At 37.9% G+C, this 26,276-nt stretch carries 25 protein-coding genes and 2 pseudogenes; 19 read left to right on the top strand and 8 right to left on the bottom strand.

Annotated features, from left to right (window positions below):
* Positions 1-247: 247 nt before the first annotated feature.
* Both rny and M5A78_RS01730 read left to right on the top strand, forming a co-directional pair.
* Positions 248-1,807 (top strand): ribonuclease Y, encoded by a 1,560-nt coding sequence (gene rny, locus M5A78_RS01735; protein WP_248733546.1) that lies wholly within the window; start codon positions 248-250, stop codon positions 1,805-1,807.
* 110 nt (positions 1,808-1,917) lie between these two features.
* On the top strand, positions 1,918-2,715 hold the full coding sequence (locus tag M5A78_RS01730; RefSeq protein ID WP_248733545.1) for a TIGR00282 family metallophosphoesterase: 798 nt from the start codon (positions 1,918-1,920) through the stop codon (positions 2,713-2,715).
* Between the two features lie 227 nt (positions 2,716-2,942).
* On the opposite strand, the pseudogene M5A78_RS01725 reads toward M5A78_RS01730, so the two are convergent.
* A pseudogene (locus M5A78_RS01725) lies at positions 2,943-3,185 on the bottom strand (transposase); the annotation flags it as partial.
* 791 nt (positions 3,186-3,976) lie between these two features.
* Here M5A78_RS01725 and spoVS point away from each other — a divergent pair.
* From spoVS to M5A78_RS01690, 7 genes are all read left to right on the top strand, one after another.
* A complete protein-coding gene (spoVS, locus tag M5A78_RS01720; RefSeq protein WP_003211281.1) occupies positions 3,977-4,237 on the top strand; it encodes a stage V sporulation protein SpoVS in 261 nt (86 codons plus the stop codon).
* 519 nt (positions 4,238-4,756) lie between these two features.
* A complete protein-coding gene (locus tag M5A78_RS01715) occupies positions 4,757-6,493 on the top strand; it encodes a 2-oxoacid:acceptor oxidoreductase subunit alpha (RefSeq protein WP_248733544.1) in 1,737 nt (578 codons plus the stop codon).
* Complete coding sequence (locus tag M5A78_RS01710; RefSeq protein ID WP_248733543.1) at positions 6,494-7,360, top strand: 2-oxoacid:ferredoxin oxidoreductase subunit beta; 867 nt, start codon at positions 6,494-6,496, stop codon at positions 7,358-7,360.
* Positions 7,361-7,553: 193 nt separating this feature from the next.
* Positions 7,554-9,098 carry a tRNA (N6-isopentenyl adenosine(37)-C2)-methylthiotransferase MiaB gene (gene miaB / locus M5A78_RS01705; protein ID WP_248733542.1) on the top strand — a complete coding sequence of 515 codons (1,545 nt, stop codon included), beginning with the start codon at positions 7,554-7,556 and terminating at the stop codon, positions 9,096-9,098.
* A 1-nt stretch (position 9,099) separates the two neighbouring features.
* Complete coding sequence (locus M5A78_RS01700) at positions 9,100-9,555, top strand: RicAFT regulatory complex protein RicA family protein (RefSeq protein WP_248733541.1); 456 nt, start codon at positions 9,100-9,102, stop codon at positions 9,553-9,555.
* Between the two features lie 253 nt (positions 9,556-9,808).
* Positions 9,809-10,354: an outer spore coat protein CotE gene (locus M5A78_RS01695; RefSeq protein ID WP_248733540.1), complete on the top strand. Its 546-nt coding sequence runs from the start codon at positions 9,809-9,811 to the stop codon at positions 10,352-10,354.
* 99 nt (positions 10,355-10,453) lie between these two features.
* Positions 10,454-10,654 carry a hypothetical protein gene (locus tag M5A78_RS01690; protein ID WP_248733751.1) on the top strand — a complete coding sequence of 67 codons (201 nt, stop codon included), beginning with the start codon at positions 10,454-10,456 and terminating at the stop codon, positions 10,652-10,654.
* Between the two features lie 17 nt (positions 10,655-10,671).
* Here M5A78_RS01690 and M5A78_RS01685 read toward each other — a convergent pair whose 3' ends face one another.
* Positions 10,672-11,223, bottom strand: coding sequence for a GNAT family N-acetyltransferase (locus tag M5A78_RS01685; protein ID WP_248733539.1), 552 nt, complete (start codon positions 11,221-11,223; stop codon positions 10,672-10,674).
* 119 nt (positions 11,224-11,342) lie between these two features.
* Between M5A78_RS01685 and M5A78_RS01680 the strand changes: the two genes are divergently transcribed.
* Positions 11,343-12,098 (top strand): serine/threonine protein kinase, encoded by a 756-nt coding sequence (locus M5A78_RS01680; RefSeq protein WP_248733538.1) that lies wholly within the window; start codon positions 11,343-11,345, stop codon positions 12,096-12,098.
* A gap of 210 nt (positions 12,099-12,308) precedes the next feature.
* Here M5A78_RS01680 and M5A78_RS01675 read toward each other — a convergent pair whose 3' ends face one another.
* From M5A78_RS01675 to M5A78_RS01665, 3 genes are all read right to left on the bottom strand, one after another.
* On the bottom strand, positions 12,309-12,500 hold the full coding sequence (locus M5A78_RS01675; RefSeq protein WP_248733537.1) for a hypothetical protein: 192 nt from the start codon (positions 12,498-12,500) through the stop codon (positions 12,309-12,311).
* Between the two features lie 52 nt (positions 12,501-12,552).
* Positions 12,553-12,744 carry a hypothetical protein gene (locus tag M5A78_RS01670; protein ID WP_248733536.1) on the bottom strand — a complete coding sequence of 64 codons (192 nt, stop codon included), beginning with the start codon at positions 12,742-12,744 and terminating at the stop codon, positions 12,553-12,555.
* 267 nt (positions 12,745-13,011) lie between these two features.
* Positions 13,012-14,463 (bottom strand): aminotransferase-like domain-containing protein, encoded by a 1,452-nt coding sequence (locus M5A78_RS01665; protein WP_248733535.1) that lies wholly within the window; start codon positions 14,461-14,463, stop codon positions 13,012-13,014.
* Between the two features lie 425 nt (positions 14,464-14,888).
* Between M5A78_RS01665 and M5A78_RS01660 the strand changes: the two genes are divergently transcribed.
* The 4 genes from M5A78_RS01660 (at position 14,889) to M5A78_RS01645 (ending at position 18,195) form a co-directional block, all read left to right on the top strand.
* Entirely contained in the window at positions 14,889-16,367 is a 1,479-nt protein-coding gene (locus M5A78_RS01660) for an aminotransferase class I/II-fold pyridoxal phosphate-dependent enzyme (RefSeq protein WP_248733534.1), read from the top strand.
* A 54-nt stretch (positions 16,368-16,421) separates the two neighbouring features.
* Entirely contained in the window at positions 16,422-17,087 is a 666-nt protein-coding gene (gene deoC / locus M5A78_RS01655) for a deoxyribose-phosphate aldolase (protein ID WP_248733533.1), read from the top strand.
* Between the two features lie 285 nt (positions 17,088-17,372).
* The gene (locus tag M5A78_RS01650) at positions 17,373-17,687 is read left to right on the top strand and encodes a thioredoxin family protein (RefSeq protein ID WP_248733532.1); all 315 of its coding nucleotides are present in this window, start codon (positions 17,373-17,375) and stop codon (positions 17,685-17,687) included.
* 43 nt (positions 17,688-17,730) lie between these two features.
* Positions 17,731-18,195 carry a flavin reductase family protein gene (locus M5A78_RS01645; protein WP_248733531.1) on the top strand — a complete coding sequence of 155 codons (465 nt, stop codon included), beginning with the start codon at positions 17,731-17,733 and terminating at the stop codon, positions 18,193-18,195.
* Between the two features lie 357 nt (positions 18,196-18,552).
* On the opposite strand, the gene hpaB is transcribed toward M5A78_RS01645, so the two are convergent.
* A complete protein-coding gene (gene hpaB / locus M5A78_RS01640; RefSeq protein ID WP_248733530.1) occupies positions 18,553-19,992 on the bottom strand; it encodes a 4-hydroxyphenylacetate 3-monooxygenase, oxygenase component in 1,440 nt (479 codons plus the stop codon).
* 312 nt (positions 19,993-20,304) lie between these two features.
* Between hpaB and M5A78_RS01635 the strand changes: the two genes are divergently transcribed.
* The 4 genes from M5A78_RS01635 to M5A78_RS01620 all read left to right on the top strand — a co-directional run bounded on the left by M5A78_RS01635 (position 20,305) and on the right by M5A78_RS01620 (position 22,718).
* Complete coding sequence (locus M5A78_RS01635; RefSeq protein ID WP_248733529.1) at positions 20,305-21,189, top strand: FixH family protein; 885 nt, start codon at positions 20,305-20,307, stop codon at positions 21,187-21,189.
* Positions 21,190-21,538: 349 nt separating this feature from the next.
* Positions 21,539-21,925 (top strand): YmaF family protein, encoded by a 387-nt coding sequence (locus M5A78_RS01630; RefSeq protein WP_248733528.1) that lies wholly within the window; start codon positions 21,539-21,541, stop codon positions 21,923-21,925.
* A gap of 502 nt (positions 21,926-22,427) precedes the next feature.
* Positions 22,428-22,556, top strand: coding sequence for a YjcZ family sporulation protein (locus tag M5A78_RS01625; RefSeq protein ID WP_248733527.1), 129 nt, complete (start codon positions 22,428-22,430; stop codon positions 22,554-22,556).
* 72 nt (positions 22,557-22,628) lie between these two features.
* Entirely contained in the window at positions 22,629-22,718 is a 90-nt protein-coding gene (locus M5A78_RS01620) for a YjcZ family sporulation protein (protein WP_406603655.1), read from the top strand.
* Positions 22,719-23,446: 728 nt separating this feature from the next.
* Here M5A78_RS01620 and M5A78_RS01615 read toward each other — a convergent pair.
* Complete coding sequence (locus tag M5A78_RS01615) at positions 23,447-23,692, bottom strand: CotD family spore coat protein (RefSeq protein WP_248733741.1); 246 nt, start codon at positions 23,690-23,692, stop codon at positions 23,447-23,449.
* Between the two features lie 440 nt (positions 23,693-24,132).
* Here M5A78_RS01615 and M5A78_RS01610 point away from each other — a divergent pair.
* Positions 24,133-24,452 (top strand): annotated as a pseudogene (locus M5A78_RS01610) (family 1 glycosylhydrolase); the annotation flags it as partial.
* Positions 24,453-24,811: 359 nt separating this feature from the next.
* On the opposite strand, the gene M5A78_RS01605 reads toward M5A78_RS01610, so the two are convergent.
* Entirely contained in the window at positions 24,812-26,224 is a 1,413-nt protein-coding gene (locus M5A78_RS01605) for a glutamate decarboxylase (RefSeq protein ID WP_248733526.1), read from the bottom strand.
* Positions 26,225-26,276: the final 52 nt, after the last annotated feature.

The following is a 26,276-nucleotide window of genomic DNA, read 5'->3' as shown; positions in this document are numbered from 1 at the left end:
TATTCAATTGTGATTTAGCCTGTTAAGGGAATGAATGAAGACAAATTCTAAATATTTGAAAAAGCCAATTGGACTAAGCCTTGACAATGAATATTCCCACCTTTACAATTAACATGTATATTTTACATTTTTGGTAATATTACATTGCGAAAAAGCCTTGGTGCTTGCTGTATGTTGAGTCTAAACAATGTACATGCCGACACTTAAAAAATTGTAACAAAAGTTCATAGCAAGAGGAGGTGTAACGATGGAACTAATTACAATCGCCTTCATTTTGCTTGGCCTTATCGTCGGTGCCGTTGTTGGCTATTTTGTTCATAAATCCATTGCTGAAGCAAAAGTAGCTGGTGCAAAGAATGCTGCTGAGCAGATTCTTGAAGATGCCAAACGTGATGCTGATTCATTGAAAAAAGAAGCTTTGTTGGAAGCAAAGGATGAAATTCACAAGCTTCGGACAGAAGCAGAACGTGAGGTTCGTGAACGAAGAAATGAAATGCAAAAACAAGAAAACCGTTTACTGCAAAGAGAAGAGAATTTAGATCGAAAAGAGGAAACGTTAAATAAGCGTGAAAATCTTTTAGAAAAGAAGGATGATTCTCTAAATCAAAGACAACAGCATATTGAAGAGATGGAAAGCAAAGTGGACGAGTTGGTACGAAAACAACAAACTGAACTCGAACGAGTTTCGAGCTTAACGCGCGAGGAAGCTAAAACAATCATTATTGACAGGATGGAGCAGGAACTTACCCATGATACTGCCATAATGATCAAGGAAAGTGAAAATCGTGCAAAAGAGGAAGCCGACAAGAAAGCAAAGGAAATCCTTTCATTAGCAATTCAGCGTTGCGCTGCTGACCATGTTGCGGAAACGACTGTTTCTGTCGTCAACCTGCCTAATGACGAAATGAAGGGCCGTATCATTGGCCGTGAAGGAAGAAACATCCGTACACTTGAAACATTAACGGGAATTGATTTGATTATTGATGACACACCAGAAGCTGTTATTCTATCAGGCTTTGACCCTATTCGTCGGGAAACGGCTCGCTTAGCACTTGAAAAGTTAGTTCAAGATGGGCGTATCCATCCTGCTCGAATTGAGGAAATGGTTGAAAAATCTCGCCGTGAAGTGGATGAATATATTCGCGAAGTGGGAGAGCAAACCACTTTTGAAGTGGGTGTACATGGACTTCATCCAGATCTTATCAAAATTCTTGGTCGCTTAAAGTTCCGTACGAGCTATGGACAAAACGTCTTAAAGCATTCAATGGAAGTTGCACAGCTTTCGGGCTTGCTTGCCGCTGAACTTGGTCAAGATGAAACGTTAGCACGTCGTGCAGGTTTACTCCATGACATAGGGAAAGCAATTGACCATGAAGTGGAAGGAAGCCATGTGGAAATTGGGGTAGAACTTGCAACAAAATACAAGGAACACCCAGTAGTAATCAATAGTATTGCATCTCACCATGGTGACACTGAACCAACATCTATTATTGCCGTTCTGGTAGCTGCGGCAGACGCCTTATCAGCAGCAAGACCAGGTGCACGTAGTGAGACTCTTGAAAACTATATCCGCCGTCTTGAGAAGCTGGAAGAGATTTCTGAGTCCTATGAAGGTGTTGAGAAATCCTTTGCCATTCAAGCTGGTCGTGAGGTTCGTATCATTGTAAGACCAGATGCGGTTGATGACTTGGCAGCACATCGATTAGCACGCGATATTCGCAAGCGAATCGAAGAAGAGCTTGATTATCCTGGACATATTAAAGTGACAGTCATTCGTGAGACGCGGGCTGTAGAATACGCAAAATAAAGCGGTGCGAAAGCACCGCTTTATTTATTGGTAATCCTTATGCGATTAAAAATAGTCTGAATGTGATACAATTTAAACGATAACAATTCTTATTGATGAAAGGGAGAAAAATGAATCTTTTATTTATTGGCGATGTCGTCGGCTCGCCGGGCCGTGACATGGTGAAGGAATATTTACCAAAATTAAAAGAAAAATTTCGTCCACACTTTACCATTATTAATGGTGAAAATGCAGCAGGTGGAAAGGGAATTACTGAAAAAATCTATCGAGAATTTTTGGGATATGGTGCACAGGCTGTAACACTCGGAAATCATGCATGGGATAATCGAGAGATTTTTGAATTTATCGATACAGCGAAAAATATGGTAAGACCAGCAAATTTCCCTGAAGGCACACCTGGTAAAGGTTTGGCTTTTTTTAAAGTGAATGAATTAGAAGTTGCGGTAATTAATCTACAAGGTCGAACCTTTATGGCTCCATTGGATTGCCCCTTTAGAAAGGCTGATGAATTGGTTGGTATAGCCAAGGAAAGGACACCATTTATTTTTGTGGATTTTCATGCGGAAGTCACGAGTGAAAAACAGGCCATGGGGTGGTATTTGGACGGAAGAGTATCAGCAGTTGTTGGAACTCATACACATGTTCAAACGGCAGATAGTCGGGTTTTACCTGGTGGAACAGGTTATTTATCAGATGTAGGCATGACGGGACCTTATGACGGCATTTTAGGGGTAGAAAGAGAAGCTGTCCTTAAAAGGTTTCTAACTAGTATGCCAGTTCGCTTTGATGTAGCAACAGGGGGAAGAAACCAGTTAAGCGCGGTTTTCATTGAACTAGACCGTAAAACAGGCTTAACCAAAAAGATGATTCCCATCTTAATAAATGATGACCATCCGTTTTATACTTAAGAGCAAATTACTATTTGCTCAGATTGTCGAGAAAGGGTATATTTCTCGGCGATTTTTAATAATGGATTAGCCCTGCTATCTGGCCTGTTGATTTCCGCTCCGGGCACTCGCTTTCCGCGGGGAGCTCCGGGAGCCTCCTCGGCTCTTTTGGAGCCTGCGGGGTCTCCCGTGACCTCTCTATCCCGCAGGAGTCGAGTGCCCTCCGCTCCAATCAACAGGGTGGCAAATCAACCTAAAGAATTGTCACACACTTTTTCTAACCTGGCTAAGTGTGTTGCAATCTTTTTTATATTTTGGCAGGCTGCTGTAAGGAGAGCCTGTTCACTTGCATTCTTTAATCCCCGTAACCGGCAGTTGCGAAGCCCATGCAGCTCTTTTGAGTCTGCGAAGCTTCGCTCCATTTTTTCCTTTCAAAATTTATAAAGCAATTTTCCCGATTTAGATAAGCGATTTAACCTTACCTTTTCCTTTAATGGCTTTTTTCCATGTTTTATTCTATCCTCTTCAATAGCCTTATTTAATTCAGCAAAGTATTCACGAGTTTCTACTTCAACTTCTTCACTCGTGTATTTATGCTTATTTGCATTTGCCTTTAAATGGGATAATGAACTAATTCATCAATAGACACAAATTCATATTCACTTTGGGAAGATTCTCTTGGTTTAAACATAGATTTCACCACTTATTTTTTTGGTTGTTTTGGTTGTGTGAGGACATTATTGAATTTGCACTTGTTGATTGGAGCGGAAGGCGCGAAGACTCCTGCGGGAGTACGGGGCAGGGGAGACACCACAGGCGCATTAGCGCCGAGGAGGCTCCCCGGCACGCCCGCGGAAAGCGAAGCGCCTGGAGCGCAAATCAACAGACATGTTGCATGAATAATATTATAACGAATAAACGCGGTGAAATATTAAAGTAATATAAAAAAATAAAGGCTGTCGAAGGTTTTTAGACAGCCTGAGCAAATTGCGATTTGCTCTTTTTTTGTTGTAAGAAAACCTTTAACTTTGATAACTGTCTAACTCCATAAGAGTTATGTTCGGAAGTGATGCTTCGCAGGAAAGAAAAGCGTTAGCATCTCTGAGGAGCGTATAGCGAATAGTGTACTTCGTTAAACGGAGGCCTCCGCTTTTCTAATTATTTTGTCCAAGCCGGAATATGTCTTTTGACAAATGAATATAGTAGCAGTGGAATGATATATACCTGATTTGTTCATGAAACTGCTCATGCGGGATCGGGATTTTCTAAGGAGGAGCTAGGAATGGAAATATTAAAAGTTTCAGCAAAATCTAATCCTAATTCTGTAGCTGGTGCACTCGCCGGAGTTCTGCGTGAAAGAGGTGCAGCAGAAATACAGGCAATTGGTGCGGGTGCATTAAATCAAGCCGTTAAGGCAGTTGCAATTGCACGAGGATTTGTAGCACCTAGCGGAGTAGATTTAATCTGCATCCCAGCGTTTACCGATATCTTAATTGACGGCGAAGAACGCACAGCTATTAAGCTCATCGTCGAACCACGTTGAAAGAGATAGACTATTCATAAGGGCAAAACACATGTAATTCTTTAACTTTACCTACCTGTTTGTCTATACAAGCAGGTTTTTTGTGTGTTTAGGTTTTAATAAATATCCGCAAAATGGATAATAATAAAAAATATGTCGATTATTTCGATATTAATATATTATTCTGATATATAGCTTGGAGTTTTATAACTATCAATTCCATGTCCAATTAATCAGGGTAAAACTGCGTTACCACACGTGTTTAAGCATATATTTTATGCGAGTCCTCATTAAAGGAAGAAGGCAAGTTTTTAATAATAAAAAAATATTCATATTTTAGACAATATTTCTCTGTAAAGGCTTGCAATTTTTAGTGCTTAGGTCTAGAATTGTAAGCGTTTAGTACATATCCTTGATTCTCTTTTTTTTGGTCTATTAAGCAGTAAAATAGGCTAAATTCTAGTGATTTGCTTGGATTAGTGCTACACTAATAAATGATTCTATCTACTTATTTTTTACATATCCAAAGGGGTGTAAGACATGATCAATCAACTTTCGTGGAAAGTTGGCGGACAACAAGGGGAAGGTATTGAAAGTACTGGGGAAATCTTTGCAATCGCACTGAATCGCCTAGGGTATTACTTGTATGGCTATCGTCACTTTTCATCACGCATTAAAGGCGGTCATACAAACAACAAAATCAGAGTTAGTACAACAGAAGTTCGTTCTATTTCAGATGATCTTGATATTCTTGTTGCTTTTGACCAAGAAACCATTGATGTAAATTACAAGGAACTTCCTAGCACAGGTGTCATCCTTGCTGATTCCAAATTTACTCCAAAGAAACCAGAAGATACTGAAGCATCGATGTTTGCGGTGCCATTCACAGAAATTGCCACTGGACTTGGAACTTCATTAATGAAAAACATGGTAGCAATTGGTGCAACTTCTGCTGTTCTAGATTTGGATATTCATGTATTTGAGGAAGTTGTTCGTGAGATTTTCGGCAAAAAAGGCGATCAAGTTGTTGCCAAAAACATGGATGCTATCAAAGCTGGCTTTGATTATATGAAAGAAAAACTTGAAGTGGGTCTTCAAACAATGCAGCTTGAAAAAGCCGATGGTAAAAAGCGGATGTTTATGATTGGTAACGATGCGATTGCATTAGGTGCACTTGCAGCAGGTTGCCGCTTTATGGCAGCATACCCAATTACCCCTGCTTCTGATATTATGGAGTATTTGATTAAGAAATTACCTGCACTTGGCGGAACTGTTATCCAAACAGAAGATGAAATCGCTGCGTGTACTATGACAATTGGTGCAAGCTATGGTGGTGTTCGTGCGATTACCGCTTCATCAGGTCCTGGATTATCATTAAAGATGGAAGCAATTGGCCTTGCTGGTATTACTGAAACTCCACTTGTAATTGTTGACACACAGCGTGGCGGTCCATCAACAGGATTACCAACAAAGCAAGAACAATCCGACCTTATGGCAATGATTTACGGAACACACGGTGAAATTCCAAAAATCGTTATTGCTCCAAGTACTGTACAAGAAGCTTTCTATGATACTGCTGAAGCATTTAACCTTGCAGAAGAATATCAATGTCCGGTAATTGTTTTATCTGACCTTCAGTTATCTTTAGGGAAACAAACAGTTGAACCGCTTGATTTTTCTAAGGTAGAAATAAGACGTGGTAAGCTTGTAACTGAAGAACTTCCTGAAATTGAAAATAAAGGTTATTTCAAGCGTTATGAAGTAACAGAAGATGGGGTTTCACCTCGGACAATTCCTGGTATGAAAAATGGTATTCATCATGTCACCGGTGTTGAACATGCTGAAACAGGTAAACCTTCTGAATCAGCAACCAATCGGATTGCACAAATGGATAAACGTTTCCGTAAGGTAGAGAATATCCGTTTTGATACACCTGTTTATAAAAATGCTCCACATGAAGATGCTGACATTTTAATCGTTGGCTTTAATTCAACTCGTGGTGTAATTGAAGAAGCAATGGGACGCTTAAAAAATGATGGTTTGAAAGTGAATCATGCTCAAATTCGCTTAATTCATCCATTCCCAACAGACGAGGTTCTTCCACTTGTTCGTTCAGCTAAAAAAGTAATTGTTGTGGAAAATAATGCAACTGGTCAGTTAGCTAATATTATGAAGATGAATGTTGGCTATGCTGAAAAAATCACTAAATATGTTAAATATGATGGGAATCCATTCCTTCCACACGAAGTTCATACAAAATGTAAGGAGTTGTTCTAAATGGCCACTTTCAAAGACTTTCGAAATGATGTTAAACCGAACTGGTGCCCTGGCTGTGGCGACTTCTCCGTACAAGCGGCAATGCAGCGTGCAGCAGCAAACGTTGGTTTACAACCAGAAAATTTAGCAGTAATTTCTGGGATTGGCTGTTCTGGCCGTATTTCTGGTTATATAAATGCTTACGGTTTCCATGGAATTCATGGCCGTTCACTTCCGATTGCTCAAGGTGTTAAAATGGCCAATCGTGATTTAACGGTTATCGCTTCTGGTGGTGACGGTGATGGATACGCGATTGGGATGGGGCATACCATTCATGCAATTCGCCGTAATATTAATGTTACCTATGTTGTTATGGATAACCAAATTTATGGTTTAACAAAAGGACAAACATCTCCACGTTCTGCAGTAGGTTTTAAAACAAAATCCACTCCAATGGGGTCCATTGAACAGTCGATTTCTCCGATGGAAATGGCTTTGACAGTAGGAGCAACATTTGTTGCTCAAAGCTTTTCAACAGATTTAAAAGACCTAACTGCCTTAATCGAAGCAGGTATCAATCATAATGGGTTCGCTTTAATTAATGTATTCAGCCCTTGTGTTACCTATAATAAGGTCAACACCTATGATTGGTTTAAAGAGAATTTAACAAAGCTTAGCGATATTGAAGGTTATGATGCATCTAACCGTGAAATGGCAATGCAGACTTTAATGAAGCATAACGGCCTTGTTACAGGTCTTATTTACCAAAATACTGAGCGTCAATCTTATCAAGACTTAATTACTGGATTCTCGGAAGCTCCTTTATCAGAGGCAGATCTTAATCTTGATCAAGCACACTTTGATAAATTAGTAGCAGAATTTATGTAAACATATAATCGTGAAGGTCCCGTGGAGTCAAATCCACGGGATTTCTATTGTTTTCAAAGGCTTAAACCTTTATACTATTATAATGTGCAGATAAGGCACATTCTCCTTTTCTACTATAGTAAAGGTGAAAAATAACAATATTTATATTCATAGACGTATCAAGTGATTTTAATTGAAAGGAGATTTTTTTTACATGAATGAAAAGCAACGATTAGAAGGCCAGCAAGTTGAAACTGCTAATTCTTCGGACAAAAAATCCGCCAAGGATTATAGCAAGTACTTTGAGCAAGTCATTACTGCGCCTTCCCTTAAAGATGCTAAAAAACGTGGTAAAGAAGAAGTGAAGTATCATAATGACTTTGCCATTCCTGAAGAATTTCGTGGAATGGGTGAGGGCCGTAAATTTTATATTCGTACTTATGGATGTCAAATGAACGAGCATGATACAGAGGTAATGGCTGGGATCTTTTTAGCATTAGGATACGAGCCGACAGATAACACTGATGACGCTAATGTAATTCTTTTAAATACTTGTGCTATTCGTGAGAATGCCGAAAACAAAGTATTTGGTGAACTTGGCCATTTGAAAGCGTTGAAATTGGAAAAGCCTGACTTATTACTTGGTGTTTGCGGATGTATGTCTCAGGAAGAGTCTGTCGTTAACAAGATATTGAAAACGTACCAACAGGTAGACATGATTTTCGGGACCCATAATATCCATCGCTTACCAAATATTTTACATGAAGCATACATGTCAAAAGAAATGGTTGTCGAAGTATGGTCTAAGGAAGGAGATGTCATTGAAAACCTTCCAAAGGTTCGTCGCGGTAAAATTAAGGCATGGGTTAACATTATGTATGGATGTGATAAATTCTGTACGTACTGTATCGTACCTTTTACACGAGGGAAAGAGAGAAGCCGACGCCCTGAAGAAATTATCCAGGAAGTCCGCCATTTGGCAGCACAAGGCTATCATGAAGTAACATTGCTAGGGCAAAATGTTAATGCCTATGGAAAGGACCTTGAGGGTGTTAACTACGGCTTAGGCGAGTTAATGAACGAATTAAGGAAAATTGATATTCCTCGTATTCGTTTTACCACTAGCCACCCACGTGATTTTGATGATCGTCTGATTGAAGTCCTTGCAAAAGGTGGTAATTTAATGGATCACATCCATTTACCAGTACAGTCAGGCTCAACTGAGGTATTAAAGATTATGGCTCGTAAATATACAAGAGAACAATATTTAGAGCTTGTTAGAAAAATCAAAGCGGCTATTCCAAATGTTGCCTTGACAACCGATATTATTGTCGGCTACCCGAATGAAACGGATGAACAGTTTGAAGAAACGATGTCCCTCTACCGAGAAGTCGGTTATGAATTGGCTTATACATTTATTTACTCTCCACGTGAAGGGACTCCTGCGGCGAAAATGGAGGATAATGTTCCGATGGAAGTAAAGAAAGAGCGCTTGCAGCGACTTAACGCACTTGTTAATGAACTTTCATTAGAAGCAATGAAAAAACATGAAGGTCAAATCCTTGATGTCCTTGTTGAAGGGGAAAGTAAGAACAACCCTGATGTCCTTGCTGGGTACACAACCAGAAGCAAGCTTGTAAACTTTGTTGCTCCAAAGACTGCCATTGGCAAAATTGTTAAAGTGAAAATTAAAGAAGCAAGAACATGGTCATTAAACGGAGAAATAGTAGAAGAATTACAACCAATAGAGGTGAAATAAAGTGGCGAAGTATACAAAAGACGATATCGTCGCTCGTGCAGCAGATTTAGCACGCATGATTACAGAAACTGAGGAAGTGGACTTCTTTAAACGTGCGGAAGCACAGATTCACGACAACCCAAAAGTGAAAACATTAATAGCAGATATAAAAGGCTTACAAAAGCAAGCAGTTAACCTGCAGCATTATGGTAAACCAGAGGCATTAAAAAAAGTGGAAGATAAAATTACTTCGATTGAGCAAGAATTGGATGAAATACCTGTCGTACTGGATTTCAAACAATCTCAATTGGAAGTGAATGAACTTCTACAACTAATTGCATCAACCATTTCTAATACAGTTACTGATGAAATTATTATTTCAACTGGTGGAGACGTATTAATGGGTGAAACAGGTTCAAGCATAAAGAACGGCGGCGGCGCTTGCGATGACCACGGCGATTGTGATCACGAACATTAAGAATGAGAACCAGGCTTCTAAACGAGGTCTGGTTTTCTTTTTCTAGTTTTCTACCTTCAAAGAATTCCTCAAAACAAACTGCGCGTAGTACCCTTCATTTTAAAGTACATGCATGAAAGGCACACACCTTAAAAATCCCGCATAAAATGAACTATGACTAAACTTTTAACCAGTATTCACAAAAATATATTTCACACTAGTCTACAAATTAGCATAGGATGAAATGAAACTGAATGAGGAGGGTTCGCGCGAAATGGGAGAATATAGAGAGATAATAACGAAGGCGGTAGTAGCGAAAGGACAGAAATTCACGCAGTCCAATCATACGATAAGCCCGGCACATAGTCCAACAAGTATTCTTGGCTGTTGGATCATCAACCATAAATACAACGCGAAAAAAGTCGGCAAGACTGTAGAGATACATGGCTCATATGACATCAACGTTTGGTACTCATTTAATGAGAATACCAAAACAGAAGTAGTAACTGAACGTGTTCAATATACAGATGTCATTAAGCTAAAGTATCGTGACAATGACTGTTTGGATGACAATGAAATTGTTGCAAGGGTACTGCAACAGCCCAATTGTTGTGAAGCAGTCATCTCCCCAAATGGCAACCGAATCATCGTCCATGTTGAAAGGGAATTCCTTGTTGAAGTGATTGGCGAAACAAAGGTTTGCGTTCGTATCAATCCTGAAGGATGCAAGGACGATGACGACGCATGGGGATTGGATGTAGATGACGAAGAATTCGAAGAACTTAATCCCGATTTCTTAGTCGGCTCTGAAGAGGAATAATAATAACTAGGAGGTTTTTACTTCCTAGTTTTTTTCTTTTTTCTGGCGAATTTATATGACGAAAAACAAGCACATTAACTTTTAGGAGGTGAATAAAAATTGGAGATAAAACAGCCTGGAAATAAAAAGATGCCTGATTTTGTTCAATTAAATGACCGAATAATTGCAGAAAGTGGGACCTCACCCATGTTAGTAATCAAAACGAATCTTGACCCAAAGGATCCTGCCGAAAATAACCCATATTATCATAATGGGCAAGCTAAAAAACCTAAAGCAATGAAGGAGTATTTTGAAGAATAAGAGAAGCCAGGACATCTTTATTCCTGGCTCTTTTCCCATTCTGGCTGTAATAGGGATAACACATACGTATCATGAAATTGTTCGTTTTGATTGAGGTAGCCGCGAAGTAGACCTTCCTTTGTGAAACCTTGCTGAATAAGTAAATTTATTGATGCTTCATTTTCGGGATAAACCACGGCCCCAATTCGATACAGATCCAATTGATTAAAACTAAAGCGCAGGACTTCTTTAATTGCCTCTGATGCATATCCCTTTCTCCAAAAAGATGGATGGAGTTCATATCCAATTTCGGCACGTTTATTTTTTAGATGTAACCCATTTAGACCTACAGTACCAATGATTCTTTGATTTTCCTTTAGCTTGATTCCCCAGCGTACGCCTCGTTTTTCAAGAAAGTTTTTCTGGAACATATCAATTAATTTTGAAGCTTCAACCTGTAAAGTGAACCGATTGGTCCCATAAAATCTCGTCACTTCTTCTAAAGATAAAATCTCATAGAGACTATCAACATGTTGAGCAGTTATTTCAATTAATTTTAATCTTTTCGTTTCTAAAATTGGAAAATTCATCTTATCAGCTCTCTTTTACACATAATGTAGTTTAATAACTTAATTTTCCTCTTAGAATTGAATCTAAGTCAAGAGCAAATTAAGATTTATGTAATAAATTATTTTTATCCGAGAGTATAATGTTCCAAGAGGGAAAAGAGGCTACCTTACAGGATTTTGCCCGTTTTTCTCTCATAAATGCTTGGGATATGTGCCTGATTTTTATTAAGGGAAGGGAATATGGTGTCAAGATGCTGATTTCTAAGTATATAGATTTAATAGAACAGGAGTTATTAACGCAAATACATTTATCCACTGACAGCCCATTTGACCCTATCATCGTAAACAATCGGTCAAATTCGTGGAAAACAATCGGGAGCGGCAATTATGCAGGTGTCTTTTTCCATCAAGCTGATCCAAAGAAGGTTGTAAAGGTATACGGTCGAAATCCAAAGGACCTTAAAAAGGAAATTGAGGTCTATAAAAGATTAGGAGAGCATGAATCTTATTCAACTCTTTATGCATATGGGGACACTTATTTAGTATTAAAAAAGATCGAAGGAATCACATTGTTTGATGCGGTTGTAAATGGTGTCCAAATACCTAAACATGTGATAGAGGATATCGATAAAGGGCTAGATTATGCTCGGACTGTTGGTTTAAACCCCTTCGATGTTCACGGCAAAAATGTTGTCATGTTTGAAGGAAGGGGCTATATAGTAGATGTATCTGATTTTTATAAACAGGGCTATTGCCGTAAGTGGGACGATCTGAAAAAAGCCTATTACAAGATTTATAGGCCCTATCTTTATAAACACCATCTACCCATTCCGTTTTTTATTGTCGATGGGGTGCGAAAAGGATATCGGATGTATCGGAGAATGAAAAAGAGATAGGGAAATATACCAATTCAATTTTTTTCCCTATTTTTACATAGTTTGATCGATTCATTATCCCCGTAAGCTCCTCATCTATTCGCATGATTTCAAGCATATAACGAGCCATTGTTTTTCTAAGGTCCCCAATAAAACAACCATGAATGCTCCTAATTATTTATTAAAAAGCTCTGTTAGAAATGTCTTGCGCTTCTATTTTTGATCATTAATTTATTGCCATCTTGCTGATTTGGCTAGCTCAGTTAATGCCCAAATAATGTTAAACATAACCAATGCTATACAAACTGGTACTAAAATAAGTAAATTTTTTCCATATCTTTCTTTTAACATTCCGACAAAAAAACCACTAAAGAATAAAACCACCATTGCAGCTACAAGTACAAACATAAGGATTAATTTCATTTTTTCCTTCTCCTAACATCAAAATATCTTCTATTTTTATTCATTAGACTTATTAAATATGGGTTATATACCAACCCAACCCCACTAGTGCTAGCAAGATTACGATAATATAAATAGCAGTTAATCTAAATGTATTTTGTTTTGTTGAAGTTGAATAGTTATCATCATTTTTTCCTGTCAGCGACAGTGTACTTACAACTGCTAAAATTAAAATTACGATTATTAGTAATATAGAAAAATTCATTATGGTCCCTCCTTTAGCTACTCAATGTAAACGGCCATTATCTCATGGTAAATTGAAATGATTCTCTAAGAATTGTAGTTGACGGATTTATTCATCAATTTAATAGTAAGTGATTTTAGAAAAAAATAATCATCCAATTTTAAAGAAATGGAACCATCCACTTTTTTTCAATTCCTTCACGATAACGAAATAAACCAAAATGAATAGTTGAGATTTTATTCAAGTTAAAAAAGACCGAAGATAAACTTCGGTCTAAAACCAAAAAAATTAAGAGAAGGCATTCGTTTGATTTTCAAATCCTTTCTTTAGCCTTAAAACTCCTTCGTTAATCAAAAGAGTCTCGACTCTCCCAAATGTTAGGCGAATATACCCTTTTTTGGAACCAAGTAAGCTTCCTGGAACAAAGGCGACACCATTTCGTAACGATTCTTCAAGTAATTTATATTCATTGAGATCTTCATTTAACAGTCGGCACCAAAGATGGATTCCACCTTCAGGAATATGAAATTCAAGCTGGTGTGAAAGTTCTTCTTGTAACGAAGTGATTAATACATCTCTCTTTTCTATAAGCTTAAGTTTTAAATCTATGATGTTCTTTCCAAAACTATCCGAAGCAAGAAATTCAGCAGCAACCCACTGAGGAAAAATACTATGCCCATAATCAATTTGTTGTTTAGCGTCGGCAAGTCGTTGAATCACGTTATCTGGGCCAATGATCCATCCAATCCGTAGCCCTGAAGCGGCCAATTTTGAAAGGGAACTAATGTATAGGACTGTTCCACTTTTGTCCAGAGATTTTAGTGTGGAAGTATTTGTGCTTTCAGAAAATGAAATTAAGCTATAGGGGTCATCCTCCACAACAGGGATTCCTAGTTCTTGGCTAATATCTAACACCCTTTTCCTATTCTCCAAAGATAGAATCGTTCCTGTTGGATTCTGAAAAATTGGGTTAAGAAAGACCATTTTTATTTTATGTTTTCTATACAAATACAAAATATCTTCTGGGTTTAAGCCATTCTTTCCGATTGGCAACTTGTATGTTTTTAAGCCGGCTGACCGAAAAGTCGGAAGTGAGTGTGCATACGATGGATCTTCATAGGCAATAGCATCACCATGGTTTAACAAACATTGAATAATTAGGTGGAGTGCCTGTTGGGCTCCGGATGTAATTAAGACAGACTGGCTGGAGCATTCGATGTTTCTATATTCCTTTAAATGGTTAACGATTTCATCACGAAGGCTTAGATTGCCTTGAGGGTGCTCATAACCAAGAGATTGTTGGAATTCATGTTTAGAAAGGATTTCTCGAAAAGCATCATAGGGCATCAAATCATGAGCAAGCTCACCGCTTGCAAAATTGATTATATTCTTTTCATGAACTTCACCACGTAAATGTTGAAATAGCGGAAGGTTAGGTAAAAAAGATCCTCGTTCGACATAAAGATCCCAGTTAGGAATTCTTGTACGTGATAACCCCCACACGTTTGTATTGACTTTCGTACCACTCCCCTTGATTCGCTCCACCATTCCATTTGAATATAACACATCGTAAGCTGAAATTACGGTTCCCCTATTTACTTCCAATTCTTTTGCTAGGCTTCTTTCAGAGGGAAGAATTGTGCCTGGAGGATATTCCCCGTAAGCAATTCTCTTTTGTATATAATTAGCGATTTGCTGATAAATAGGAATATCGCTTTGTTTATCTGGCTTCCATTCCACCAATTTCACTCCCATTAATTTTGACTACTATTTTATGATGTTGAATTTAAAACTGATATTTATAAATTAGTCATTCAATGAAAATTAAATCGTTATGCCTAACCATTGTCAAGTACTTGGTGTTTTTTGAAAGAAGGGTAATTCTAAAAACTTATGAACACCCTTTATTCACCCTATCAATTAAGTGGATGGTGAAAAAAATATCGGATTGGACGGTCTCAATCTTTTTCTATTTCTTTATTATATGAAGTGAAAGATTTCATTTTACTATTTGAACTTATATATCAGGGCGTGAAGGATTTTTCAGAAGAAGAGAGGAACTAGTGCCAATCCCAATCCTTATCATCAGCTGGTAGGAAAAGATAAATGGGAAACCTTACTTTCAAATAGATTTTACACTAACATAGAAAAGGAGTTGGATTGCAATGGAGCGTAATCAATTAGAAACTCCTTTATTTACGGCACTTGTTGAACATGCAAAAAAAGATCCGATTCAATTCCATATCCCAGGCCATAAAAAAGGAAAAGGAATGGATCCTGAATTTAGAGAATTTATTGGCGATAATGCTCTTTCTATCGATTTAATTAACATAGGTCCTCTAGATGATTTACATTTGCCTAAAGGAATTATTAAACGCGCACAGGATTTAGCTGCAGAAGCATTTGGAGCTGATTACACTTTTTTTTCAGTACAAGGTACAAGCGGTGCAATTATGGCTATGGTTATGTCTGTTTGTGGACCTGGAGATAAAATCCTCGTACCACGTAATGTACACAAATCAATTATGAGCGGAATCGTTTTATCAGGCGCAACGCCTATTTTTATCCATCCAGAAGTGGATCCTAATCTAGGTATATCACACGGAATTACCCCGGAATCAGTTGAAAGATCATTAGAACAGCATCCAGATTCCAAAGCTGTACTTGTCATTAATCCGACTTATTTTGGAATTTCGGGTGATTTGAAAAAAATTGTAGATATTGCTCATTCTCATGAAATCCCCGTACTAGTAGACGAAGCACATGGTGCACATATTCCATTTCATGATGAACTGCCGCTTTCTGCCATGCAGGCAGGTGCTGACATGGCTGCCACCAGTGTTCATAAACTAGGTGGTTCGCTTACTCAAAGTTCTATTTTAAATTTACGTGGGAATCTAATCTCACCTAATCGAGTTCAAGCTGTATTAAGTATGCTGACTACAACATCAACTTCTTACTTGTTACTGGCTTCATTAGATGTTGCAAGAAAATCGTTAGCGACTGAAGGACAGGCTTTATTAGAAGATACGATTCGATTGGCAGAGCTAACGCGCGCCAAAATTAATGAAATTGATCACATATATTGTGTTGGTCGTGAAGTATTGGGGACAAACGCTGCTGTCGCTATCGATCCAACTAAACTGCTGATTTCCGTAAAACAGTTGGGTATTACCGGATATGATGTAGAGAATTTACTCCGTGAGAAATTTAATATCGAGGTTGAACTGTCGGATTTGTATAACATTCTTTGTATTGTTACTACTGGAGATTCTGAAGAAGAATTGCTGAAACTTGTTCAAGCCTTACAAGAAATTTCAGCGGACTTTAAGCATCAGTCAGATCAAAATGTGGAAATTTCTGTATTATTGCCAGAAATACCTGTATTAGCACTAACTCCCCGTGATGCATTTTATGCGGAAAGTGAAGTGGTTCCGTTTGAACAAGCTGCCGGAAGAATTATTGCGGAATTTGTTATGGTCTACCCGCCTGGTATTCCAATTTTTATTCCAGGAGAAATTGTGACAGAAGAAAATCTAGTATACACACAAAAAAATATGGAAGCAGGTCTTCCTGTACAGGGTGCAGAAGATTGCGAAATGAAATCATTACGTGTAATAAAAGAACATCCGGCAATTGAATAAAAACTTTAAGAAAAAAATATTTATGTGTTTTATCTATGAAAGGGGACACCTCAGATGAACTATGCCAATTTAATTGATCACACGTTACTCAATCCCGAAACGAATAAAGAAGAAATTATTAAGTTATGTGAAGAAGCAAAACAATATGGGTTTGCTTCCGTATGTGTAAACCCAACTTGGGTTTACACCTCAGCAGAGAACTTAAAAGGTTCTAATGTAAATGTTTGTACCGTTATTGGTTTTCCATTAGGAGCCAATACTCCTGAATCTAAAGAGTTTGAAGCAAGTAATGCTATCGAAAATGGTGCAACGGAGGTTGACACGGTTATTAATATTGGAGCATTGAAAGATAAAAATGATGAACTTGTAGAACGAGATATTCGTGTCGTAGTGGATGTGGCAAAAGGAAAAGCCTTGGTTAAAGTAATTATAGAGGCCTGTTTATTAACAGAAGAAGAAAAAGTCCGCGCTTGTGAATTATCTGTAAAAGCTGGAGCTGACTACGTCAAAACATCAACTGGTTTTTCCATGTACGGGGCAACAGTTGAAGATGTAGCATTAATGAGGAAAACAGTAGGGTCAAATATAGGAGTAAAAGCTTCAGGAGGGGTAAAGGATTATGATGGCTTGAGAGCAATGGTAGAGGCAGGGGCATCAAGAATTGGTTCCAGTCGAGCTGTTTCATTATTCGAAGGGAAGGAAGAATTATCCGGCTATTAAAAAAGTAAGAGTCCGTAATTTTAAGATATTTATTCTTATCCTACATTCATGTAAAAATCAGTATTGATAAGGCCCCAATTGCTCCAACAAGGAATTGGGGCTAATAACTAGGAGTTTTAATTTCTTATCTTTTTGTTAGTATGTTAAACTAATTTGTACCGAACGGTAGGTACAAATTAGTTCAACATACTTTTTTCTCTTAGGTTAGAAAATGTATTTGATGTGGTTCGTAAACAATATAATCTTGTATAATAAGTTAACAAAGCAATTTTAGGAGGATAAATCATGAAACAAATTAATACAGAGCAAGAATATCGAGATCAAATAGCAGAGGATCAACTTTCAGTTGGAATTTTTACAACTACTTGGTGTCCAGACTGTAAACGTTTGAATATGTTTATCGATGAAATTACAGAAGAAAATCAAGACAAGAAATGGTTTAAAATCGACAAAGATGAGTTCCCTGAACTAGCTGAAGAACAAACAGTAATGGGGATTCCATCATTATTAGTATTCAAAAATGGCAAAAAGCTTGGTCATTTGCATAGTGCTAACGCCAAAACCGCAGACCAAGTAAGAGAATTCTTAAATACTTTATAAGTATCCAAAATATAATTTGGCTGGGGGAAAAGGAGGAAGTTAAATGGATGATCGACAATTTAGAAACGCTATGGGCAAATTTGCTACAGGTGTAACAGTGGTTGCAACAGAAGTGGATAGCAAGGTTCATGGCATGACTGCAAATGCCTTTATGTCTGTGTCCCTCAATCCGAAATTAGTGGTGGTCTCAATTGCCGAAAAAGCACAAATGCTTGAAAAAATATATCAAAGCGGGAAATTTTCTGTCAATATCCTTGCTGCCAATCAGCAAGAATTATCGATGATTTTTGCTGGCCAAGTGAAAAATCATCAAGACGTAGAATTTGACCAACTAGGCGGGGTTCCAGTATTGCCCGGCGCTGTGGTACAAATTACCTGTGAAGTAACAGCAAGCCATGTCGAGGGTGATCATACGCTGTTTATTGGCAAGGTAACAAATATTCAATTGGAAGATTCCGAGCCGCTCATTTATTATAGTGGAAATTATCGATTATTGGCAGAAGGCTAATAGAAGAATTCAGTCAGTTTAGTGAGTTTTTTACTATTTTAGTGCGGTTGGATTAACTATTTGGCTTTGATTTGGGCATTTAAAGTTAGTGCGCCAAAATGGGATATAGAAAGTCAAATCGTTAAAAAAATTTAATAAAAATAAAAAAATAAAGCTAAAATGATGAAGTCGAATTTCGTCATTTTAGCTTTTTTAGTTTCATTTTTCAAAGGAAACAGAGAGGAATACGTTATGGATAAAAGATTGAAGAGATTGAAAAATAAAATTCCCATTGTAATTGGTAGTTCTTAGGGTGAAGGGGACGCAACTGATTTTTTTGGTAGCAAAGAAGGAGCGTATATAATCCTTTCTTCTATTCTATTTTATATTCAAGAAATCGACTATGTGCTTTACATGATTTTCTTTTGCATAGGTTTTGTATAAATGGCTGGAAAGCCGAATGGGATCCCCAAAAAAGTATCTTTCATATTGGGTTTGTCGTGTACCAAATGAACTCATTGTTAGATCCCAAGCCAAACGAAATATTTTTACACGGTTCTCTGCAGACGTATTAGCACCTTTTAAATACTGGTCCAAATCAGTTCTTATGATAGAATCAAAGTCTTTTTCTGTCGGAATAGATATCATTCCACTGGCTCCAACGATTTGAATTATTTCGCAGAACCTTGGATAAATTTTAGGATAAATAATGCTGGCGACCTGAAGAGGTATAATGCTAGGTCTCATATATCCACATTCATCTAAATTTGCCTCTACTTCAGATTTAACTAAAAGTGCCTTCATTGTTTCAAGCCCAATGATGATTTCAGCAAGTTTTTCCTGGATATGCTGAAACTCACTGATTTGAATCGTCTCGACAAGAAGCTCTGCAACACCTAAAAGAAATTCAGTTTTTATTATCTGTCTAGTGATTACCTGATGAGTTGCAAAGTGATGAAAGGAGCTTTGGAGTAGGAAATGGTTAGCAACTTCAACATTATTGTAAAAAAATACACGATCCCATGGAACTAACACTTGATCAAAGACAAGGATTGTATCCATTTCTTCATATCGTGAACTTAAAGGATAATTAAAGGATGAGTCTCCGCCGGCAAAAGATTCCCGGCAAATAAATTTTAACCCTTTTGTATCAGATGGGATGGAAAAAGCGTACGCTTCAGACTCATTAAACACTCCCCCTGCTGAGTAAACCAGCACTTCATCCGTTAGACCGCCTTGAGTAGCTAACAGGCGGGCACCTTTAATGATGATTCCATTTTCATTTTCACCAATCACCTTTGCGGAAATCGGCTCCTTAGAAGATTCAAAATGGAGTTGTGAACGGTTCACCTGTGGCGTGATAAATGTATGGGTAAATGAAAGGTCCTCTTTTTTAGCCCTTTCATAAAGGGATTGAATATTTTCTGGGAAGCAATTTTCTTTTGCTACTAGAAGGTCAGTCGAAGAGGCAAAAGCCATGACGGCAGTGTTCATATAATCGGGACTTCTTCCCATCATTCCATTCGAGTGTTTTGCCCAAAGTTCAATCATCTTCCTTCGCATCCTTAAATCATGTTTGGTTTTGGGCTGCAAATAGGAAAGTCCGATGGTTTCTCCTGTTTCTGCTGAAAGGTAAGTCAACTTGGTCTTTAGGTTTTGATCGGCCTGCAAATCATATAGAGATGCTTTGCTCTGCATGATTCCCTTGAAGGCAGGATGTTCAGATAGGTTTCCTTCAATCTTCTTCCCGTCAAACCAAATATCTTTATTTAGCTGATTAATGCGGTCAATAAACTCTTTTCCAGTAATGATTCCCATATGACCACTCCTTAAAAACATGGGTCATTCCAAATGAATGATATTGATAAGCTAATTTTATTTTATTGGATAAGGTTCCGATTTGTTCTTTATTTTAGTGTCTAATTAATAATAGGGCTGATTTGTTCGTTGAAGACAGACTGGAAATTTTCTAGAGCGTATTTAAAACATTTCTCATTGATAGCATTTAAGGAAAATTACAGATAAGTGAAGTACTTCATAGTTTAAAAAAAGGCGGGGGCCTATAATAGATGGGACAGCTTAATCTTAATTCAAAAACTTATTGATAATATTACTGAGAGGTTGAGAGAAATGAATAGAATTGCTATCTTTATAATGAGTATTTTACTAGTGATAATTGCTGGGTGTGGTCATTCAACTAACTATAATGTGAAGCTATCTACACCCAAAACATTTACTCCAGGAAAAACAATGGCAATGCAATTAAAAATTGTAGACAAGCAGGGTAAGCCCGTAAAATTTGCTAAGTTAAAGGTTAATTTGAATATGAAAAATATGGACCACGGAACAATTCCTGTTACTGTGGAAGAAATTGGGGATGGCAAGTATATTGGAATTGTCAATTTGCCGATGCAAGGTGACTGGGTAGCAAATATAAACGTGGAGCACGATGGCGAAAAATTTGAGGTGGAAAAGGAGTTCACTGTCGAAGTAAAAACGGCTGTGAATGCCCATAAAGTAACAACTCAGACGGCATTACCGGATTTTAAGTTAATCGATGAAAATGGGAATACTGTGACAAAACAGGGGCTTTTGGGGAAAACAACAGTCATGACATTCACATATTTGAACTGCATGGATCCGAATGCATGCCCAATATTATTGGGGAATTTCAACAGCTTACAGCAGAAAATAAAAACGAAAGGGATTAATTCTGATCATCTTTTACTCGTCTCTGTTTCGCTTGATCCTGAAAATGATACTCCTGAAGTGATGAAGGAACATGCACAGAAAATGAATTTTGAAAGGTCCTACCTTAAAATGCTGACAGGGGATATGAGTGAGATTAAAAAATTGACTAATACCCTCGGTGTGCATTTTGAGAAAAAAGGTGAAGAAGTTTTGCATGATAACAAAACCTTTATTTTTGATTCGTCAGGAAATTTAACACATGAATTCACAGGCAGTTACATTGACCAGGAAGAATTATTTCAAGTTGTGACTGGAAAGGAATAAAAAAACTATAAGAATTCCATTATCAAAGGGGATTTCAGAGTGTTGACAAAAGGCATTCCGAATAAGCTTATTTGGGTGCCTTTTGTCATTTTTATGCTTAATAATTCTTTAAACAGTCCTCTCTGAGGTAGCATTATATGGCATTCCATAATAACTTTTCCACTAATAGGTAAAACCATTTACAACTAGCAACAAGAGTTTTTATTAGAAAGCATCCTAAGCGGTTGCTTTTTTTTTGACAAAAATAAATAAAGTAATCATAACGTTTCATTCGATATAAAAAGCCGCAGGTATTAATTTTGTACCACTATCATAAGGTGTAAAAAGAATAGGAAAGGTGGTAAATCGTATGAAAATACAGGTTACCGGGTTTGTTGTTCATTCAGCAGATTCAAATTTGGATTCTGAGCATTCTCATACTTTATTTCTAACTTCGTGGGACGGTAGACCAATTCATAGACATCATTTTTCAGGAGTTACCACTTTTAATGCTGGGCATGATCATCGATATGCAGGTACAACTGAACCTGCTCCCACTGGAGTGCCCCATAACCATCAATACTTTACGGTTACTTACCTTAATGATGGGCATAAACATGAAATTCGAGGCGTAACTGGTCCTGCAGTTCCAATGCCCAATGGTGGACACTATCATAATTTTCAAGGCGTAACGACAGTTAATGGCTCCCATCCTCATTCTCATAAATATAGTGGCAAAACTAGTCCTAGCGATTAGGAATACCCCTTGATAAGTCTCAGAATTATCTAAACAAGTCCATCCATTCAAATGTGTGAAAAAATAAATAAAATAACATCTCCCCGGATTGAAAAGATAGGCATAATTAGTTCAATAAATTCGTGTCAACGGGTAAAATTAGCTATGGATGTAATCTTATTAATTTAATTGGGATGTGGATATACATATCGTTAGCGAATATTCTAAGACCTGATGTCATCTAAAATGTCCATCTGTTTATTTTTAAAATTTCAGCACTTGTCCATTCCCTTTTTTTTCGATTGCATATGATATTACTACCACCGAACCAGCTCATATATTTACCTCTTAGGAAGCGTTTGCATGTATTGCAAATGCTTCTTTTCAATTTTAGAATTTTTTTCAAAAGTTTGCTGATTTTATTTTTACACTATGATGATTGTCCAATCAACCCTTGTCTTATGAAATATATATACATAGTAAAGTGTTTTCCCTCTAATATTTCAATGGGTGGTGAAAAGATATGTGTTGGGGATCATATGGTTGCGGCGGAGGTTATGGCTACGGTGGAGGCTATGGCGGAGGCAGTAGTTTTGTATTAATTGTTGTCTTGTTCATTTTGTTAATTATCGTACTTTCGAGTTTCTGTTAGTTTTTTGTGAAACCTAACGGTATGCATTTTTCCATTGAGAAAAGTATTAAATAATTTCTGGAGGTGTTATTCATGGGTGATGGAATGGGAAGTGGTTTTGCATTAATCGTTGTCTTGTTCATTTTACTGATCATTGTAGGAACTTCTTTCATGGGCTACTAAAATGAAAGGAACAAAGGGCAGGTTGAGTTAATCTGTCCTTTGTTTATATAGTAGGAACAATCCCAAATCATTTACTAAAATAAACCCAAAAATAGTGTTACCGAACGGAGCCCATCCATCCCGTTCCTGTAGCCTTGGTGTTATCTTAACTAAAAATGGATAGGGTACTTATGTGCTTTTATGTGAATTCCAGGAAAACCCAAATTACTTACATTTGTATGGAAACTTATCTAGATAAACTCGGATTCTTACAAATCAGTACATATAATGCCTAAGATACAATTTAGGGTAAAGCGTTGCCAGAATAAAGACTGGAAAATCATTTATTTCGAAAAGGCACGTAAGGTCCTAAATATGGAAAAGCACCTGGATGTCCAAAGAGGATCGGTGTCATGTGAATGATGCTATGTCCAATATGATAACTATAAGGATTATAGTGTATGATCTGACTCCAAGCTCCAAACGTGGGTGAAGGGAAACCTAAGTATATTGGTCCATCTGTCCCAGTAATAATGGTGTACATGCTATCACCAACTAATTTTTTATCATTATATGTTTTAATGAGAAAAAAAGCATGTTCTTTCTGTTTATACGCACAAGTATGTGGTTGTCTATGGATGAATTTCTAATACACATTAAGCAGTATGGATTGCGAAATGTGTACCTACGGTATATATGATTAACTATTTAGATTAAATGAAAAACCCCCGAATGGGGGCTTCTTGAAATTAATATCCGAATGGGCCTGAAGGACAACAAGGGTTATGAGGTACTCCGCACATTGTATGATGCTCACAACATTCATTTACACAGGATTCTGTGTGCGGGAAATAGTGTTGATGATTAATCATATGCTTATTGACTGTAGTGGTGTGAGAAGGGTGAATATGAGCCACGACTGTGTTGGACAAATTCGTTTTTACAAATTGTTGCGGTGGTGAAAATTGCGGTGGATCGTATTGAGTAGGCAACATTTGAGGTGGACAGTATTGAGGTGGACATGCACCATAATGTGGCAAACAACCACCACTTCCACCACCATATGGATAACCCCAATTTCTATGCATATATAAAGACCTCCTTATGAATTTGGTGTATTTCAACATTAGTCTATGTAATCAAAGGGTTTGTGGACTAGTTAAATACCTAATTATTACCAATAGTTCAGAGTTTAAAGATTTTTCGTATCTAAATATTCATTGTGTTCTTCTGAATCAAACTTCGACAGAGGGATCGAAAAATGAATGAAAACAATATAATAAAGTCTAAACGAGGCAGAATTGAAATTTGAACTAGCCGGTAATTTTTATTCTGCCATTTCGCTCCCAAAGTAGTAGCGAATTAAATTAATTGCTCAATTCTCAATATGGATTTTAATGACTCGCAGCCGACTGATCTGCCTCAGCTAGGAAGTATTCGTAGTGGCCTGGGTGCAGTCGATACGCCTGATGAAAATGGTTATGTAAAAGATGATTATCGTATAAAATATCTAAGTGAGCATATTAGTGCGATGCGAGATGCAGTAGACTACGATGGTGTGGATTTATTAGGCTATACAGTCTGGGGATCGATTGACATTGTAAGTGCTAGCACAGGAGAAATGAATAAACGGTATGGCTTTATATATGTGGATAGGGACAATGAAGGTTGTGTGACTTTAAAACGCACTAAGAAAAAATCTTTTGAATGGTTAAGAAGGTTATTACTAGTAATGGTAGGGATTTAGATTTTTAAATGATTAATAAAGGCGATTATCCGAGCATTTTCTTTAAATTGAAATACTATCTTTGACGGAAAAATTTAGTGTTAAATAGTGGCAATATGTTACGTTTGGTAAACTGGCTGTTTAATAGCTTTAACTAAAAATAGTAAAAACAGAAACCCTTGCTAGGCAAGGGTTTTTGTACGTCCCAGAGAGGATGTTTGGTGGTAAATTGGTGGCAACACTTCTAAGTAAGTCGAGTCCTAGTTATATTACAACGATACTTTGGAAACTGGTATTTGTGTATTTATTCAATAGAACTTGATGCAAGAAAAACTATTTTTTGCTTAGGTCTTGACATAATACCGCTGCTCTCTTGATTGTTTCGACATCAATGGTGATAACCATTGTCGTATTTCGTGTCATGTGGTATTGGTCCATCCAGGGAATCCAGAAATGAAACGGCTTGTTTGAAGTTCATCAAGAACAAGTGAGCCAAGTCCATGGAGAATCCATTTCGAACCACAACGCGCATAATCGTGACATCCTCCATGTCCGGGGGTAAAGGATAAGCCGGCACTTGCCAGCCAAATGTACGCAATTGGCGGGACAAGTCATAAAGATTCCAGTTTGATGTGTAACCTTCTTTCAGTCGCCATGATAATACTGGAATATCCGAGCCGTCAGTAAATAGTTCAAAAGGTCCCATGTCATGAATCGCTTTGCTGAGGAATTGCGCCACTGTCTGAGATGCCTTTTGCACCTCATAGTACCCGTCTTTGCCTAAACGCAGAAAGTTATAATATTGCAGGAGTACTTGTGCACCAGGCCGGGAGAAATTCAGGGCAAACGTCGGCATGTTGCCGCCTAAATAGGAAACCCGAAAGATGAGATCCTCTGGGAGATCCTCAGCCTCACGCCAAATGACCCATCCCAGACCAGGGTAAACTAATCCATATTTATGTCCGGAAACATTGATGGATTTCACCCTGGTCAACTGAAAATCCCAGACTAAGTCCGGCTGAAGGAACGGTGCTATAAATCCTCCTGAAGCAGCATCTACATGTATCGGAATATCAAGATCCGTTCTGGACTGAAACTCGTCCAAGGCTCTCGCAATAGCGGCGACCGGTTCGTAAAGGCCTGTGTAGGTTACCCCAAGAACCGGCACCACACCGATTGTATTTTCATCTACGACAGCGAGTACACCCTCTGGATCCAGATAAGGATGATCCGGGGTAATATTCACATAACGCGGCTCAACGTCCCAATAGTTCGCGAATTTTTCCCAAACGACCTGAACAGCGGAACTAAATACGATATTTGGCCGGTCAATCGGCTTCCCTTGTCTCTTACGCGCGTTTTGCCAGCGCCGCTTTAACGCAAGACCACCGAGCATACACGCTTCCGACGATCCCGTTGTCGAAACACCTATCGTATTTTGCGGGGAGGGCGAATGCCATAGATCGGCTAAAATTCGAACACACCGTTCCTCTATTGCCGCTGTCTGCGGGTATTCGTCCTTATCAATCATGTTCTTTTCGACTGATTTGGCATATAAGAGATCTGCACTGGGTTCCATCCAAGTGGTAACGAATGTTGCAAGGTTTAGACGTGCATTGCCATCCAGAGCAATTTCATCGTGGACAATTTGATACGCAGTTTCTGGCAACATGCCTTGTTCACGCATCCGAAAACGTGGAACGGCCTCTTCTCCTTTGCGGGAGAATAGAGGATTTACAGAAAATTCGGGAGGCAACATCCTTTGTGTGATCTGTGCGCGGCGCGGTTGCCATTGTGGCATACACAATCAACTCCTTCACGTAATTAGACTTCTTATGTTGTTTTGTGAATAA

The sequence above is a fragment of the Neobacillus rhizosphaerae genome (genome assembly GCF_937468385.1).
Taxonomy (GTDB): Bacteria; Bacillota; Bacilli; order Bacillales; family Cytobacillaceae; genus Neobacillus; species Neobacillus rhizosphaerae.
The sequence above is the reverse complement of the archived record's forward strand: the minus strand, read 5'-3'. Positions and strand labels throughout refer to the sequence as shown.